General features: G+C 42.9%; 13 protein-coding genes. 2 read left to right on the top strand and 11 right to left on the bottom strand.

Going from position 1 to position 17,749, the window contains the following annotated elements; all coding sequences use genetic code 11:
* Positions 1-27: 27 nt before the first annotated feature.
* From IRB79_RS12105 to IRB79_RS12085, 4 genes are all read right to left on the bottom strand, one after another.
* On the bottom strand, positions 28-1,275 hold the full coding sequence (locus IRB79_RS12105) for a helix-turn-helix domain-containing protein (RefSeq protein WP_243508644.1): 1,248 nt from the start codon (positions 1,273-1,275) through the stop codon (positions 28-30).
* Positions 1,276-1,384: 109 nt separating this feature from the next.
* Positions 1,385-5,569: a S8 family serine peptidase gene (locus tag IRB79_RS12100; protein ID WP_279401058.1), complete on the bottom strand. Its 4,185-nt coding sequence runs from the start codon at positions 5,567-5,569 to the stop codon at positions 1,385-1,387.
* A gap of 603 nt (positions 5,570-6,172) precedes the next feature.
* Positions 6,173-7,117, bottom strand: coding sequence for an alpha/beta hydrolase (locus tag IRB79_RS12090; protein WP_243508643.1), 945 nt, complete (start codon positions 7,115-7,117; stop codon positions 6,173-6,175).
* Positions 7,118-7,185: 68 nt separating this feature from the next.
* On the bottom strand, positions 7,186-8,832 hold the full coding sequence (locus IRB79_RS12085) for a flavin-containing monooxygenase (protein ID WP_243508642.1): 1,647 nt from the start codon (positions 8,830-8,832) through the stop codon (positions 7,186-7,188).
* A 174-nt stretch (positions 8,833-9,006) separates the two neighbouring features.
* Between IRB79_RS12085 and IRB79_RS12080 the strand changes: the two genes are divergently transcribed.
* Positions 9,007-9,702, top strand: coding sequence for a response regulator transcription factor (locus IRB79_RS12080; RefSeq protein WP_243508641.1), 696 nt, complete (start codon positions 9,007-9,009; stop codon positions 9,700-9,702).
* Between the two features lie 67 nt (positions 9,703-9,769).
* Here the strand turns inward: IRB79_RS12080 and IRB79_RS12075 are convergent, their stop codons facing one another.
* The 6 genes from IRB79_RS12075 to IRB79_RS12050 form a co-directional block, all read right to left on the bottom strand.
* On the bottom strand, positions 9,770-11,044 hold the full coding sequence (locus tag IRB79_RS12075) for an L-cysteine desulfidase family protein (protein WP_243508640.1): 1,275 nt from the start codon (positions 11,042-11,044) through the stop codon (positions 9,770-9,772).
* Positions 11,045-11,182: 138 nt separating this feature from the next.
* On the bottom strand, positions 11,183-11,530 hold the full coding sequence (locus IRB79_RS12070; protein ID WP_243508639.1) for a hypothetical protein: 348 nt from the start codon (positions 11,528-11,530) through the stop codon (positions 11,183-11,185).
* Positions 11,531-11,646: 116 nt separating this feature from the next.
* Positions 11,647-13,164, bottom strand: coding sequence for an osmoprotectant update ABC transporter permease/substrate-binding subunit OpuFB (gene opuFB, locus IRB79_RS12065; protein WP_243508638.1), 1,518 nt, complete (start codon positions 13,162-13,164; stop codon positions 11,647-11,649).
* Positions 13,161-14,114: an ABC transporter ATP-binding protein gene (locus IRB79_RS12060; protein WP_243508637.1), complete on the bottom strand. Its 954-nt coding sequence runs from the start codon at positions 14,112-14,114 to the stop codon at positions 13,161-13,163. Before IRB79_RS12060 ends, opuFB begins: the two co-directional genes overlap by 4 nt.
* A gap of 176 nt (positions 14,115-14,290) precedes the next feature.
* Positions 14,291-14,587 (bottom strand): hypothetical protein, encoded by a 297-nt coding sequence (locus IRB79_RS12055; protein WP_243508636.1) that lies wholly within the window; start codon positions 14,585-14,587, stop codon positions 14,291-14,293.
* Between the two features lie 137 nt (positions 14,588-14,724).
* Positions 14,725-15,930: an NADP-dependent malic enzyme gene (locus IRB79_RS12050; protein WP_243508635.1), complete on the bottom strand. Its 1,206-nt coding sequence runs from the start codon at positions 15,928-15,930 to the stop codon at positions 14,725-14,727.
* Between the two features lie 143 nt (positions 15,931-16,073).
* Between IRB79_RS12050 and IRB79_RS12045 the strand changes: the two genes are divergently transcribed.
* Complete coding sequence (locus tag IRB79_RS12045) at positions 16,074-16,967, top strand: LysR family transcriptional regulator (RefSeq protein WP_243508634.1); 894 nt, start codon at positions 16,074-16,076, stop codon at positions 16,965-16,967.
* A gap of 43 nt (positions 16,968-17,010) precedes the next feature.
* Here IRB79_RS12045 and IRB79_RS12040 read toward each other — a convergent pair whose 3' ends face one another.
* Complete coding sequence (locus IRB79_RS12040; protein ID WP_243508633.1) at positions 17,011-17,721, bottom strand: gamma-glutamyl-gamma-aminobutyrate hydrolase family protein; 711 nt, start codon at positions 17,719-17,721, stop codon at positions 17,011-17,013.
* Between the last annotated feature and the right edge of the window lie 28 nt (positions 17,722-17,749).

Below are 17,749 nucleotides of genomic sequence, written 5' to 3'. Positions count from 1 at the left end.
TCTCATTTTTTTCAGCTCGAAAAAAGTCTACTCGTGATCATAATAGCTTTTCTGTTTATGTATAAAAGAACGTGCGAGCTCAATCGCTTTTTGAGCCTCCCCTTTTTCTGAATAAAAGTGGAAAAGCTTTTTCTCATAATGGTCGATTAAAATGCCATAGCCAATTTTTTTAAAGTACGGCAAGGCTGTTTCCTCAATAAATTGATAGTATTGCTGTTCTTCATTTTTCAATAGATGGAGATGAAGCTGAAAATAAATCCAGGTATAAGAATCAGCTGCTTTTGCACTCTCCATGCCTTCTTCAGCTAATTTTATTAGCGCACTGCCGGCCTGAAGCTTTCCTTTATAACAGGTATGGATGTATCCATCTAAAGCAGTTAAATAGTGAGGAGCATTTTCGGCCGTTAGCTTCAGTGCTTCTTCATAAAGGCCTGCTGATTCCCTGTATTTCTTTCGGCGAAAATATTCAAATGCCAGATTATGATAAAGCTTGGATTTTCGGTCACCTGAATTACACGCATCACATAGCTTAATTAACTGTTCATATTTTTCCTTTGTTTCATTAAAATCATGAAGTTCCTTGGCATTTAGCTGAACAATCAGCAGCATTTCTGTGTCGATAATGCGGAGGATGTTTAAGGTTCTTTGAAAATATTGAAGAGCCTTTTTGCCATAATAATAGGCTGTGATATTTGAATGGATGGAATGGTAAGCAATCGCTAAATGGTAATAGTATTCTTCATAATTATACTGATCTCTGTCAATGGAAGCTAAACAGCTGATACAGTCACGGTATTGACCTGTAAGAAAATAATAGATGCCCTGAATATGCTTTAACAGATTCGCATCATGAGGTGAAAAGGCAGCGGAAGTTTTATTAAGATCCGAAATCAACTTTGATGCTGACTCCAAATCACTCACAGATAAATAGTACCTGGCTGAAAGCAGGCCATATAGAGTCTGAAAATCCGGCATATGAATCAGTTTTTCAACCTGCAGTTCCTTTTTTATCTGTTCAGATTCCTGTATTCGCTGCATGATCATGCTCTCATGCCATTCATTCAGCCTCTTTGCAAGCTGATGATATCGAAGTATTTCCTCTTCGGGCTTAATGCCGAGCCTCCTGGCCAGAAGATGTGTTATTTCTCCGGAGTATTCGGTAATTCCCCGTTCAATTTTACTCAAATGGGTTACCGAACAAATCCCTTCCCCCAGCTGACCCTGAGTTAGACCTTCTCTTTCCCTGTAAAACTTAATTATTTTCCCAATGATCATGCTGCACCTCGGTATTAAAGTTTCTATTATTATAGTGAAATCACCAGTGATTTACTATAGGTTAATAGAAACAGGCAGGAGAACGTGTCTCCCGCCTTCTGTGCAATTCTTATTTTTCTTTTGGCTCCAATCCAATCATTTTCAGGAAATCCGCAAGGCCTTTTTTCCCGATTGTTTCTTCCGGCTGATTTCCTTTTCCTGCTAATGAGCCTTTCGTCAAGAAATTCTTTTCAATCCATCTGACATCTGTTTCATCGACCACCCCATCCTGGTTAATATCGAGATGCGGGTTTTCAGGGGCTTTCTTGCCATAATGATCAACAGCTTCTTTCAGATCCCGGATATCAACAATCTGATCCTGGGTAACATCCCCTGCAAGGTTATCTTCAGGGTTAATTCTCACATACAGGCCTTGCTGCTCTCCCTCTTTTTCGATGCTTGCCATTACATTCTTATATTCAGCCATATGGCCAGGCACCTCGACGTAGATGGTATAAGCTTTTTTATCTGCTGGTACAATCACTTCAAAGAGGCCCTTGCTGTCCATTGTTCCCTCATATATCTTTCCATTTGCAGCTTTGGCGAAGACCTTTGCCTTAAGCTTGGTAAAATCGTATTTGTTATCAATCCAGCCTCCGGAGGTTAAGAAAGCTTCCGGTGCTATATTACCGGTTATTCTTGAATGTGAGGAATTGAATTCAAAATGGTTCAAGCTATATGCCGGAATTTTCTTTTCTCCACTTTCTCCCTGTTTTTTATAAGATAACTCCTTTAAACCAATAGAAGAGTATCTCGCATAATTTGTATCATCTGTGACCTTAAAGGTGACATCAAGGAATGGCATATCCCCGCTGATGCCCTCGAAATCAGCTTTTGAAAGCGATGCTCCGACCTTTACTCCTGATTGGGTAACAACAGGTTTATCCAATTCAATAGAAATTCCTTCTTCATCAGCAAATTTTTGAAGCTTTGCATTCACCTTAACTTCCTGGAATTCAAAGAAATTGAGGAAAGGCTGCACCTCAAATGAACCTGAAATAAATTTCTTCACATTATTTAAATCAAGTGTCATGGTAATCTCATCATTCAGCTTTACACTGCTCTTATCAAATCGGCTGGTCGCATGTTCGGTGCCTTCCTTCATGAATACATACTGAGGACCTGAAAACATGTTTGCGGCTGTCGCCATATCCCATGGAAATAGCCTTAACTGGTACGGAGCGGATTCGTATTCTTCCGGCAGTACACCGAATTTAGTTGCGCCATTGTCATCCAGCTTTAAAAATCCGCTAATAAACGGACTGCCATTTTCATAATATGCAGCAGTATTGGTTTTTTGGGTGAAATTCTTTCCTTTTGATTGCAATAGATCAACTGTTTTATCTGTTACATTTCCATGTACCCAGAGTGCGTGATGGCCGTCTTCATCTGTCAGCATCCCATCGTTTATTTCGATGACTCCCGGTTCAATATCCAGATCCACTTCCGGCGGGGTATTATCTACGATACCGACACTCTCGTAGTGATAACTTTTCCCTTCGGAATCCCGGCTGATCAGATCAAGTACATAATCGCCCTCTGGCAGTTTATGAATATAATCAGCTATTGGCTGCTTCTTATTCCCAGTGAATGGATAAACAAGTCCCCTGTGTCCAAAAAAGATCAGGTATTCCTTATCAGGGACTGCCTGGCTGCCGTCATAGCTTCCTACGAGCCCTACAGCCTTGCCTGTGTTGGCATCTTTGACAATCAGGTCGAACGTTTCCATTGGACTTTTAAACTTAAAGACAAAGTGAGAACCTGGTGCATAGTATTGATGGAATGGCGTATCTGTTGTAACAGAAGGTGAGAGCGGCTCGGCATAGGCAATCCCTTTGTCTGTCACTCTTATGGCAAAAGGAATTTGATAGCGGTCATTTGGATTTGCCTGATTAACCACATGAATATAGCCTTCATAGCGGCCGATTTCAGCCGATTTTGGAATGACAATTCCAGCCTTAATTTGTTCTGTTTTCCCTGCTCCAATTGTCAGCGATTCAGGGGTAGTGACTTTAATTTCATTTTTAATTCCGTCCTGCACGCCTTCCCGGGCTGCATGATATTCCACTTCTACTCTGAATGATTGATCCTGTTTGCTATTATTCGCCACTTGTATGCTTCGGCTGTCCTCGATATCCGCATTGTCCAGATAATGGCTGCCGTAGCTGATGGAACCTGTAATCTCATCTACTTGGATGTATTCTCCGTTTTCTATATGATCGGTTTGATCCATTACTTTGAAAGATATGTCCGAATGAACAGCCTGATAGGCATCTACCCGGCCAGCCCCCACTTCATATACTGAGTAATCACTCTTTAAATCATCAGATGTGTTCATTAGAGCTGTTTTAACAGTGAATGGGTCCATGTCTGGATTTTGCTGAAGCATAAGTGCTGCCACACCCGCGATATGAGGAGTCGCCATAGAGGTTCCATTCAGTCTAGCGTAGGCAGAGCTATAATCATGTCCCTCTTCCGGGTGGTTCATGAATTCCGGATAAGTGGAGAATATGGAGACCCCTGGTGCCACAAGATCCGGTTTTATATCATAATTGCTGTTGACAGGCCCTCTTGAGCTGAAGTCTGCAAGAGAATCTCCTTCTGTTTTAACCTCAGCAAGCTGATCAAATGTGAGAGATGCATCAGGATTCCCTTTTAAATAGTCTCCATCTGCTTTCGTAAGCTGGAACGTTGGGATATATTTGGTGTTTTCTCCTATGTAGGCAGGGATTTCACCTTCAGTGTTATTAAAAATGATGACAGCTGCTGCGCCTGCATTTTTGGCATTTTTCACTTTTTCCTCAAATGTCAGCTCTCCGCGTTCAATTAATGCAATTCTGCCAGCTAACTCTTTCCCTGTAAAATCTCCTGGTTTACCCAACCCAGTAAACACAACAGGATACGATTTACCTTCCAGAATTTTTAAGTCATCAGAAAAATTCTTGGCAAGTAATTTCATAGATTCAAAAATCTTGTCACCTGCACTGGCTTTAAAAGCCGGAATGGAAATGGCTGCATCACTCGCACCTACTGTAATCCCAAACGCACTCGTACCTGGAGATCCAAGCGTCTTTTCAGTCGGGCCCGCATTTCCGGCTGCGACAACGGAAACGACACCTGAAAGCATCGCGTTATTAATCGCCACTGATGTAGGATATAAAGGATCATTTACACTAGCACCTAGGGATAAATTAATTACGTCCATGCCATCCTCAACAGCTTTATCAATGCCTGCCAGCACTCCATCTGTCGTACCTGAACCATACGGACCGAGAACTCTGTAAGCGAATAAATCTACATCAGGCGCCACTCCTTTAACAGCATAATCAACTGCATTGTCTTTTTGCGCAGCAATTGTGCCGGAGACATGCGTACCATGGGAAGTATAATAGGCAGAGCCATTTAGATACTCAGGCCTATTCGCCGCTTTCCATTCATCATAGGTCGCTTCCATTGGGTCAGCATCATTATTGATAAAATCCCAGCCTTTCACAGAGGCAGGATCGACTGCTTTCGGATCTTGTCCGTTTTCTGCACGGTACCCTTTATAAGAATCTGTTAAGTCAGGGTGCGTATAATCAATTCCTGTGTCCAGTACTCCAACCTTGATTCCTTTTCCGGTAACCCCTTCATCGTGAAGCTTATCCACACCGATTTGCGGAATGCTGTCTGCCATCTTCGGCTTCATTTTAGATTGCTCTGCTGAAGGAAGATCCAGCTGGACCTGTGCATTGCTCCAAATCCTTTTTACTGCGCCTGATTGCAGGAGTTCTTCCACCGCTATACCCGGCAGTGTCATGGAAACCCCATTAAATGCATTCTTGTATTCGCGTTTCACTTCAATTTTACTGGCGTCATACAATGAACTGCTTTTCTTAGCCTTCAGCTTGCCAACATGGGCTTTGAATTCACTGTGGGATTTTTCTACTTTTTCTTTAGCTGAAGAAAGAGAAAGTTTTTTGTTCTTTAAAGCTTCTTTCTTTACCTCCACCTTTGCAGGAGCCTGGTTAAATTCCACAATGACTTCGACCAGCTCGGGAGTGGTTGTATTTACTTCAGGGGAAATAACAAATCCCGGCCCTATTTCAAGCTGTTCTAAAGCATCTCTTTGTTCTTTAGAGAGGCCACTTAAGATTTTTTCCGCTTCGTCCACCGTGATCTCCGGCTTCTGTGCAAGCACATTAAATGGAATGGAAGCAGTGAATAATAAACTTGCAGCTAGAGCCCCTTTTAATAGATTATTGCGTGACTTCATATTTTTCCTCCTGCGCTTTAATTGATAGAAAAGTAAGAATACTTACTATATTCATCTTAAAGGGGAGAGATGTGAGCAGTAAATTGGGGTAATAAAAGAGGTACATTACTACTAAATTTAATATTTTCAGCTGGTATTTATCTCGAAAATAGGATAAAGAGCATCTTGATAGGCAGGAGAAGAATATAAATATGGAAGAATGGGAAATTGATTACCCCAAATTGAGCGATGGGGACCAGTGTTTGGGGGAAACTTTTATTTCAGGGGCTTTATATCGAATGTTTTCTTTTCCATACTTCTTTATTTGTAGTCATGTGCGATTCATGGCGACCAATTTCTTTTCCTCCCTCCTGTTTTCGTCGTCATGAACACTCTATGGCGACCGTTTTCCTTTCCTCCCTTCCGTTTTCGTCTTCATGAACGCTCTATGGCGACCGTTTTCTTTTCCTCGCTTAAACTTTCGTCTTCATGAACTCTCCATGGCGACCATTTATTTCACTTATAGTTGCCATGATCTCTTCAGAAAATCTAGCAATTAATTAATTTACAAAATAACACAAAAAAGGACACTCCCCAATCAGAAGTGTCCAATCTGCATATCTATTATTTCGAAGCGACACTGTCCTGGAACACACGCTTTAAAGCATCTGCCGCCTGCTCAATTGATTTTCTTCCCTGCTCCAGTACACCTGGCATCCAAAAGAATCCATGGATCATGCCGTCATATCGTTTGGTTTCAACCTGGACGCCGGCTTCTTTTAAACGCTCAGCATAGGCTTCACCCTCATCGCGCAGCGGGTCAAATTCTCCCGTTAACACCAATGCCGGCGGCAGTCCGCTTAGGTCTTTTGCCTGCAGTGGAGAGGCATATGGATTTTTTCCATCCTCTTCATTCAGCAAATAATGATTCCAGAACCATTCCATGCTGTCTTTCGTTAACAGATAGCCGTCTGCGTTTTCAGTATAGGATTCTGTAGCATAGGAATGGTTGGTTACCGGGTAGATCAGCATCTGATAGGCAAGTGAGATTTCGCCCTTGTCTCTAGCCATGAGGGCAACAACGGCTGCAAGGTTTCCGCCTGCACTGTCGCCGCCGACGGCAATGCGGCTTGGATCCACTCCAATGGATGCTGCATTTTCAGCCACCCACTTAACTGCAGCATACGAATCATCCGCAGCGGCAGGGAATTTATGCTCTGGAGCCAGTCTGTAATTCACAGAAATGACCACGCAATTTGCCAGATTCGTTAATAGCCTGCAAGGAACCTCTACTGTCTCCAGGTCACCGATTACCCAGCCGCCGCCGTGATAGTATACGAGCGCAGGAAATGGACCTTCTCCTTTAGGAGTATAAATTCGGACAGGTATTTCTCCTCCCGGTCCAGCAATTTTTCTATTTTCAATCTTCCCTACTTCCTCCGGTTCTCCTGCCAGAGCGCTGAAATCTATGGTAAGGCGGGCTTCCTCCGGTGATAGCTGGCTCATCGGCGGAGCTCCTGCTGCCTCCATCTGTTCCAATAAAAATTTTGCCTGCGGATCTAATGCCATAATTATTTTCCCCCTATTAATATATTTATAGACAGGGCAGGAGTAATGCCTGCCCTATCTATACCCACTTAATTCACAGCACTTTTTTCAGAGGCTGTCAGGATAAAACCTTCATAGCCTTTTTCTGCGACTTCATCACAAATCTTTCGGTAGGTTCCAACACCGCCAAGATAGATTTGGAAGCCGCGGGCTTTTCCTTCAATATTGGCACCCATGTACCAGGAGTCTGTTTTGGTAAATAAAGTCTGATCGGCGATTTCACGGCAGTGCTTGCTCCATGTATTTTCCGCCTCTTCCTTGACTTCAATGACAGCCTGGTTTTGTTCGCGCATATAGCTGATGCAATCAAATACCCATTCCACATGCTGCTCAATCGAAACCATCATATTGCTCAATACGGATGGACTCTCAGGTCCGGTCAGCATGAACATGTTCGGGAAACCTGCTGTGCCTAGGCCTAGATAGGTTCGAGTATGTGAGCCGGCAGCCCATTTTTCCTTAAGGGAGAAGCCGTCTTTTCCGCGGATATCGATTTTAAACAGCGGTCCAGTCATCGCATCAAATCCTGTGGCAAACACAATCATGTCAAGCTCATATTCAGCATCCGCAGTCTTAACCCCTGTTGCGGTAATCTCCTGAATCGGCGCTTCTTTAACATCCACCAGCGATACGTTATCCCGGTTATAGGTCTCGAAATAATCTGTATCAATGATGGTGCGTTTGGTGCCGTAATAGAACCTTGGAAGGAGTTTTTCAGCCACTTCTGGCTTTATGACTGTCTGGCGGATTTTAGAGCGGATGAACTCCGCCACGATGGCATTGGCTTCAGGAGTAATGGACAAGTCATTATATGTGTAAGTAAGATTTAGCAGACCTCCTTTTTGCCAGGCTTCTTCAAAAACTTTTTGCCGTTCTTCAGGAGATTCATCAAACACGGAAATGTTTCTTGGCTCCTCCGGTATGCCGGTAATGGAATGGCGCATTTTCGCTCTGATTTCCCTGTAATTTTTCCGTATATTTTTCATGTGTTCAGGATCATTCGGCGTATTCCTGGCTGGGCTGCTGTACTGCGGGGTCCGCTGGAATACGGTCAGGTGCTTGGCTTCTTTTGCAATGACAGGGATTGCCTGGATACCGCTGGACCCTGTGCCAATGATGCCAACGCGCTTGCCCTGGAAATTCACTCCTTCATGCGGCCAGTGCCCGGTATGATGCCATTCGCCCTTAAAGTTTTCCAGCCCTTTAAATTTAGGTACATTGGACGCTGACAAGCACCCTACAGCTGTAATAAAATATTGGGCAGAAACCTTTTCACCATTATTTAATTGGACGTCCCACCTATTTTTCTTTTCGTCAAATTGCGCGGATTGCACCCTTGTATTGAACTGCACATCACGCCGCAGATCAAACTTATCTGCTACATAATTTATGTAGCTTAGTATTTCAGGCTGTTCGGCGTATTTTGCCGACCAGCTCCATTCTTTCAATAGTTCCTCAGAAAAAGTGTAATTATAGTAGATGCTTTCAACATCGCATCTTGCGCCGGGATACCGATTCCAATACCATGTCCCACCGACATTATCGCCTGCTTCAAATACCCGGGTGGAAAAACCGGCCTCCCGCAAACGATGCAGCATATACAATCCAGAAAAACCAGCCCCTACGACGACAGCATCAAAATCCGTGAGAGAGTTCGATTTTTGAAATGATGACATACTTTCTTCCTCCTCATGATATTAATTTAATTGAAAGCGATTACATTTTTCTTTTTAAAAAGTGCCTCCTCTCCAGGACTTATATTTTTACTCTATCTTAAGCTTACTATCATTCATTTGTATTGAATATTCACAATTTTCTATATATAATATCCCTATAAGGAAGGTGTTAATATGGCAATAGAATCTACCATATTGGGTAATATCCAGAATTTAGAAGATATCGAGAGTCATGAAGAAAAACTGTATAAAATTCTAGAGGTTTATATGAACATTTTTCCTGTTAAAAATGCCTATTTATTCCGGTATTCACCTTTAGGTTTTATTGGTGAAGGAATCATCGCTATTACGTGCCACGGATTAATACATATCAGAGATATCAGGGATGATATTCGTTCATTGCCGCTTATTTACTCCGCCCTCTATGAAAGAAAAGCAAAATATTGTTCGGGGATTGAATACCTAAAGCAAATAAACATCAAATACATAACAACTTCCAATGTCAACTCCTTCCTGGCTATCCCCATCTGCTTTGGCGCTGTTCCCATCGGCTATATTTGCACAAACGAATTTGATGAGCATGGAAAAATTTCTGATCAGCAGCTTTCTTCTTATACCCAATTTGGTCAGCACATAGGAAAAACCCTTGAAAAAACGGAAGGAAAAGAAGATGCCCGGCTATTAAGCAGAAGAGAAATGGAGGTCATGAAGAGGATTTCCTGGGGGGAAAGCATAAAGGAAATGGCTGATTCCATGTTTATCAGTGAAGTTACCATCAACCAGTATATTAAAACAGCTATCAGGAAACTGGGAGCTCAAAACCGGACACAGGCAATTGCGGAGATGTTCCGACGAGGGATGATTTCGTAATTCGCACATGTTCATTTACCGCACCAAAAAGGCCCATTTCTTAAAGAAAGGGGCCTCTTTTGGCTGTTTATTTCTCCATCATCAATTTCAAAATCAGCTCATCCGTATGACGGGTTCCTTCATTTCCTAATTTACAGAAACTCTCGATACTTTTTTCAACATCATCGTGAATAAATCCATCGGTTGATTTGATTTCCTGATCGTTGAGTGCAAGAAGGGCAGACTGCACAGCTACATTGGAACAGGTAGACACTTTCATGGCACAGCCGGCTTTTGCTCCGTCACAGATCATTCCGGAAACATTCCCGATTGTGTTTTGAATGGCTGCTTTGATTTGCTGAAGCTGTCCATCAAGCAAATACACGATGGCTGCACTTGCCCCCATACCTGCAGCAGTTACACCGCATAAAGCCGAAAGCCGGCCAAATTTGGATTTTATATGGATGGTTATCAGATGACTGAGTGCAACTGCCCGAATCATTTTTTCCTCTGTAACCTTAAGTCTTTCTGCAGCAGCAACAACTGGAAGTGTGACTGCGATTCCCTGGTTGCCGCTTCCGGTGTTTGCCATAACAGGAAGTGTGGATCCTGCCATTCTCGCATCTGATCCAGCTGCAGCCAAAGACATTGCCGCAGTAGCAATATCATCCGACAAGATGCCCATTTCCACATTCCTCTTTATCGTTTTCCCTACCTTTAGGCCATACTCGCCCGATAGGCCTTCCATTCCAATGACCCGATTGAGCTCAATACTCTTTTTTATAAGTGATAGGGAGCTGATTTCCACACTAAGCACCCATTCATATATCTCATCAATGGTGAGTGCAATTAATTCATCTTCTTCAGATTGGATTCCTATATTTTCACATCCGCCCTGGTAGATAATCTCACCATCAACCTCAATTAAAGTAATATTGCTGTGGTTATCAGAGATTACCACTCTGGAAGTCTGCATATCTGTTTTTAATACCGCTTCGATATAAAGCCTTTTCGGTGTCTCCGCCTGGAGGGAAGTAACTTTTCCTTCTTCAATAAGTTTCAGCGCCAGAAGCTCATCTTCAGGCCCCACTCCCTCTAATACTTCCAGCTTTCTTGCAGGGTCCCCAGCCACAGCGCCGATTGCCGCTGCGAAATCAAGACCATAGGAATTCATGCCGGGAATTCCGACTGATTTTGCATTTTTGATGATGTTTCCGCTCGCTTTTAAGCAAAGCTCTTTTATTTCCCCTTTTGCATGGCTCTTTGCCATGGCTGCTGCGAGTGCAATTGCAACAGGTTCCGTACATCCAAGGGCAACCACTAATTCTTTTTCCAGAATTCTTAAGATCTTGTGCTTCTCCATTTTCATACCCCTAATTGTTTAAAATAAAAGAATGAACTTATACTATTATAATCCAAATAGTGAAAAATGAAGAGAGGCAATATTTCCTTCCATACTAAAACTCTTTGGAATCATGAAAATAGGAGCAGCTCTGACTGTTTACTCATTGCTGAATAAAGAACTGAGATTCTTCAATGTATATAATCTTCCAGACACCATAAACAGGCTGTTATAGTTTCTTTGTACATATTCATCAATAATGGTGAGCCCTTCTACAAACCGATTCACCAAATAAATAGAGTACTTTGGATCCCAGACAAAGCGATTGATTCTAAACAGCTCATTTGCGAGGATATGAAACTTAAAGTCTTCAGCAATCAATTTGATTTGCTGTAATTTGTCTGTGTCCATATAAAAGATATTTCTTTCGAGATTTTTATTAATGAACGCAATAAAATCCTTAATATTTTCAGCGAGCAGGTTAGCTTTTTCCATCTCATATTGCATACCATCATCTCCTTAAACACAAGTGCGATTAAGAAATGTGTATGATATTTGGGCATGATTTAAAACATCTCATCATGCAAAAACCGCCCGGATTTCCTCCAGACGGTTTTCGAGGACTACTTCAGAAGCCCCTCCTTCTCCAAATACTCCAGGGCTGTTTCTTCAGCACTTGCCCCTTCAACATTGACTTTATAATTCATTTGACGCATTTCATCGTCACTGATTTTACCGCTCAGTTTGTTTAAGGCTTTGACCAATTCGGGATGTTCTTCGGCTGTTTCAGCTCTTAGCAATGGGGCACCCTGATAAGGAGGAAACAGATTTTTGTCATCCTCCAGGACAGTAAGGTTATACCTTGCGATTTCACTATCTGTAGAATAAGCGTCCACTAGGTTGATTTCGCCTTTTTCGATGGCTCCATAGCGCAGCTTAGGCTCCATGGTTAAAACAGTTGGAAAATCCACGCCATAAAGCTTTTGAATGCCCCGATAGCCATCTTCCCGATCCGAGAATTCAAGAGTGAAGCCTGCTTTTATGTTTTGCTCGACTGCTTTTAGATCTGAAATAGATTGCAGGCTATATTCCTCAGCCAATTGTTCTGGCACTGCCAAAGCATACGTATTATTGTAAGCCATCGGTTCTAACAGCTCCATGTTGAATTGATCCTTCATCCCTTTTCTCGCCTGCTCATAAACCTCTCCACGGTCGGTGCTTACCGCTGTCTCTTTTAAAAATTCCGCAATGGCTGTACCGGTAAACTCAGGATACACATCGATGCTTCCTGACTTAAGTGCATTGAAGACAAAAGACGTTTTTCCTAATCCAGGCTGTAATTCCACGTTAAGATCCGTTTCATTTTCAATCAGTAATTTGTACATATTGATAAGGATCTCCGGTTCTGAACCAAGCTTTCCGCCAATGACAAGATTTTCATCCGATTTATTTGTCAGTAAAGGAATCGCCATAACCAATATCATCGCACCGATGAATACCCCCAGCGCAGTGAGTGATCTTTTAAATGACATATCCTCGAAGCGGCGCAGCAGCATATCAAAAAGGATTGCCAATATGGCAGCAGGTATGGCCCCAAGAACGATCAGGGCCGTGTTGTTCCGGTCGATTCCAAGGAGAATCAGTTCTCCCAAGCCTCCTGCTCCAATTAATGCAGCAAGAGTAGCCGTGCCAACGATTAACACCATAGCCGTCCGGATACCGGCCATAATAACCGGCATGGCGAGAGGAAGCTCGACCTTCATGAGCCTTTTCCGCCTGTTCATTCCCATTGCCCGAGCCGCTTCGATAATGGAATCATCCACTTCCTTAATGCCTGTATATGTATTTCTTAGAATGGGAAGAAGTGCATATACGACTAATGCGATAATCGCCGGAACTTTCCCAATGCCGAACATGGGAATCAAAAGGCCAAGCAAGGCTAATGATGGAACAGTCTGCAATACGGCCGTCACTCCAATGATCCCTTCTGCGATTTTTTGTTTTTTTGTCAAATAAATCCCTAGCGGAATCGCAATCAGAACTGCAAAAAACAAAGCAATAAGCGAAATCTGTATATGCTCAATAAGCACACTTAATAATTGCCCTTTCCTTTCATTAAAAACAGAGCTGAAGGTGTTCATGACCTCACCTCTTTCTGTGTGCTGCCAGCCAGCTTACGAATAACAGCCTGTCTGTTAACCATTCCAATGATGTTTCCGCCCTCTTCCACAGCAAGTTCTTCATGAGCGGCCAATAAGCTAAGCGTTTCTTCCAGTGTAGCCGAGACGGAAATGATTGCCCCGTTCTGTTCGGTTTCTAAATTCGGCAGGAGGATATCATGAAGGCTGAATCCCTCTATGTACGGTCCCTGCTCTTCCCCGACAAACTGCCGGACAAATTCGTTCTCCGGATTAGCAAGCAGCTCTTCTGGCGTGCCAATTTGGACGATTTCCCCGTCCTTCATGACGCAAATCCGGTCACCGAGCTTTAAAGCTTCCTTCATATCATGTGTGACAAAGACGATTGTTTTCTTTATTTTTTTCTGAAGATGGATTAGGTCATCCTGAAGCTTTTCCCTGCTAAGGGGATCCAGCGCACTAAAAGGCTCGTCCATCAGGATGATGGGCGGATTGGCTGCCAGCGCTCTTGTTACACCCACTCTTTGCTGCTGTCCCCCTGAGAGTTCATGCGGCTTTCGGCTGCGGTAGATGTCAGGCTCCAATCCGACCATTTCCAATAACTCATCAATCCGTTCTTTGATTTTCCCCTGTTCCCAGTTCTTTAGCTCCGGTACGATCGCGATGTTTTCCCCAATTGTCATGTGAGGAAAAAGGGCAATCTGCTGGAGGACATATCCAATATCCCAGCGGAGCTCATGAATGTCATAGTCACTTATCCGTTTGCCTTTAATGGATATCGTTCCTGAAGTCAAAGGAATCAGTCTATTAATCATTTTCAGAACGGTAGTTTTTCCAGAGCCGCTCGGACCGATAATAACGAAGAACTCGCCTTCTTTTATATGTAAATTAATTGAATCAACAGCCTTGGTTCCATCCCCATACTGTTTTGACACATTGTCAAATTGAATCATTGCTCCACCCCTCTAAAAAGTTCACATCTGGATTATTCCCTAAATATTTTACTGAAAAACAGCCTTGCCGAAGTTTTCTTTTTACCGTTATACCATCATACAGATAGATAGGTTATTTTTCCATTATGGGGTTTTATAAAAAAAGACAGCCTCCAGCAAATAGAGGCTGCCTGTTATTATGCGAGAGATCTGTTCAGGTTCTTAAAGAGGCCCGGAAAGTCTTTTCTGATTGTTTCGCGGATATCTCCAAATGCAAGGTGGCGAATGGGATAGGTTTTTACTTTTTTTAGGGTGGAATGCGGGTTGCCTTTAAAGACATTAACTGTCTCTTCTAAAAATCTTTCCTGCTGAAACAGATGATTGTTACGACTTTCAAAGACTTTGTTTTCTGTTTGCTCATAAATAATGTAATAGTCTTCAATGATTTCACCACGGAACATTTCCTGCGCCTCAATTACTTCGTATACTTTCATCGGTATCAATCTCCTTTTTAAATGAATTCAGAGTGACGAAAGTGATAAAATCAATCCCAATGGCAAAACCAGCAACTTTATATTTTGGATACTATGATTAACTTCTCTTGAACATGCCTCCAAATGGAAAGTTCAGTCTATTGGCTTACTGTTTGGCTCTTTATGATTTCGATCCGGGCAGCACCTGTTTCCTGGGCGGCTTTTACTACTGCATCCCTTACAGCCGGGACAACTCGGCTGTCGAGCGGTCCTGGGATTACATAATCCGATGATAAGTCTGTAGCGTCGATTAATCCAGCGATGGCTTTGACAGCCGCCATCTTCATTTCTTCATTAATTTCAGTAGCCCTTACGTCCAAAGCTCCTCTGAAAATCCCCGGGAATGCCAGGACATTGTTCACCTGGTTCGGCAAATCGGAACGGCCTGTTCCAACCACCTTGGCGCCTGCCGCTTTCGCCTCTTCCGGCATGATTTCAGGAACAGGATTGGCCATGGCGAAAATAATGGAATCCTGACTCATTGTCTGGACCATTTCCTTTGTTAAGGCACCTGCAGATGATACCCCGATAAACACATCAGCGCCGATGATAACATCTTCAAGCGGACCCTGGCGTTTGGCTGAATTGGTGATCTTCGCCACAGACTCTTTGACAGGGTTCATCCGGTCCTGCCTTCCTTCATAAATCGCTCCTTTTGTATCGCACATGATGATATCTTTTACACCCATATTTAGGAGCAGCTTGATAATCGCGATTCCTGCGGCACCAGCGCCATTTATTACGACTTTTATATCATTCATTTTTTTATCCACAAGCTTTAGAGCGTTTATTAAACCGGCAGCCGTTACGATTGCTGTTCCATGCTGGTCATCATGAAAGACGGGGATATTCATTTCCTGCTTCAGGCGTTCTTCAATGTAGAAGCAATTGGGTGCTGCGATATCTTCCAGGTTGATGCCGCCAAACGAAGGCTGCAGCAGCCTGACTGTTTTAATAATTTCTTCAGGATCCTTCGTATCAAGGCAAATCGGAACGGCATCAATCCCTGCAAAAGCTTTAAACAGGGCTGCCTTCCCCTCCATGACGGGCATAGAGGCTTCAGGGCCAATATCGCCAAGTCCGAGCACCGATGTTCCATCAGAGACAACGGCGATTAAATTGCCTTTTATCGTATAATCATAGACTTTATCAGGCTGGTCATGAATTTTCCGGCACGGCTCTGCCACTCCGGGGGAATAGGCTAAGCTTAAATCCTTCATGCTGTTCAGCGGCATTTTCACATCGACTGTTAACTTCCCTTGAAACTTCTCATGAAGCAATAAAGATTCTTTCTGTAAATCCATCTTAACCATCTCCCCTTATTGAATATTGTTAATTTTCAGTATTATATTGTTGTAGATTATTATATAATGAGTGGTATCCATAAATGAAATACATATAATCTATAATCATTATGCCTTTTGGTTATATGACAGGAGTGAGATCGTTGGATATACGGCATTTAGAATATTTTGCTGAAGTAGCTCAGCACTTAAGCTTCACAAAAGCGTCCCAGACCTTGCATGTCACCCAGCCCTCCATCAGCAAAGCCATAAAAAACCTCGAAGGCGAATTAGGAGTGCCGCTATTTTACCGGTCATCGAAGCAGCTGGAATTAACAGATGCGGGAAAAGCGGTGTTGATCAATGCAAAGAAAGTGCTGGACGCATTTAAAAACCTGACTTTGGAGTTAACAGATGTGACGGAACTGAAGAGCGGTGAAATCAAAATCGGCATCCCTCCTATTGTAGGAGCCGCTTTTTTTTCGAAGCTCATCAGCCAATATAAAGAGAAGTTTCCATTGATCGAAATAAAATTGACAGAAGTCGGCACCAAAAAGATAAAAAAGGGAGTAGACGATGGTACATTGGATATTGGCCTTATTTGCACGGTGCCTGCACAAGGCAGCAGCTTTGAAATTATTAATGTTCTAAAGGACCCCTTAATGCTCATTGTCCACCGTGAACATCCGCTGGCTTCAAAAAGTGAGGTACACTTTTCACAATTGTCAAATGAGCCCTTTATTCTCTATCGGAAGGATTTCACCCTTTACGACCTGATTATAGAGGAATGCTCGAAAAGCGGCTTTCAGCCCAATATCGTCTGTGAAAGCTCGCAAAAGGACTTCCTGCTGGGAATGGTTGAAGGAAAACTGGGAATCACAATGCTGCCAAGCAAAATCTGTCAAAATATAAACTGCAAAGACCTGGTGGTTCTGCCAATCTCTGAATCTGCTGTAAATTTGGAGCTCGGGATGATCTGGAAAAAAGATAAGTACTTATCGTTTGCGGTCCGGGAGTTTATCGCCGGTGCGGAGACTTATTTGGAAGAAGGGCTATGAAAAGGCCGCCGCAAATTTAAAAAATGCGACGGCTTTTTACCTTCTAGTTTTCATGTTTGCAAGCCTTTATAAATGCCTCAAAAATAGCTATGGATGGGTCATCATTCTTTTGTGTCATGCATTCAGGGTGCCACTGTACCCCTAATACAAAGCTATGCTTGTTACTCTCAAATGCCTCAATGACTCCATCATTTGCTTCTGCACATACCTCAAAGTTTTCAGGCATTTTGCGGACAGCCTGATGATGATAGCTGTTTACCTTAAAGTTTTCCGCGCCAGTGACTCTGTGCAGAAGAGAATCTCTATTTACATTCACAAAGTGGGACGCATGCCATCGGGGTGCTTTTTGGACATGCTGTAAAAGGGGTACGCCCATCTGGGAATAGATGTCCTGATACATATCGCCCCCAGCAGCAATACTGAGGATTTGGCAGCCCCTGCATATGGCTAAAATTGGTTTATCAAGAGCCAGCATTTTTTGAATAATGCTGATTTCAAACGTGTCTCTTTCCGGACAGATGCTTCCCAGATTTTGATGGGGTTCTTCACCAAATAGAGTCGGATCGATGTCCCCTCCACCAGTAAGAAGCAGCCCATCCAGCTCTTCAGCTAATTTTTCAATTTTGTCATCTTCCAGCAGATTAGGCAAAACAACCGGAACGGCCCCAGCGTTTAATAAAGAATGGATAATTTCCATTGAAACGGAAAGCTGCTTGTCATCTAAATTTGATGTAACCCCTATAATTGGTTTCATTCGACACCTCTGGCTATATAGTTTAGGA

Origin of the sequence: Cytobacillus oceanisediminis (genome assembly GCF_022811925.1) — a bacterium.
Classification (GTDB): Bacteria; Bacillota; Bacilli; order Bacillales; family Cytobacillaceae; genus Cytobacillus; species Cytobacillus oceanisediminis_D.
Note: the sequence above shows the minus strand (reverse complement) of the source record. Positions and strands in the feature narration are given on the sequence as shown.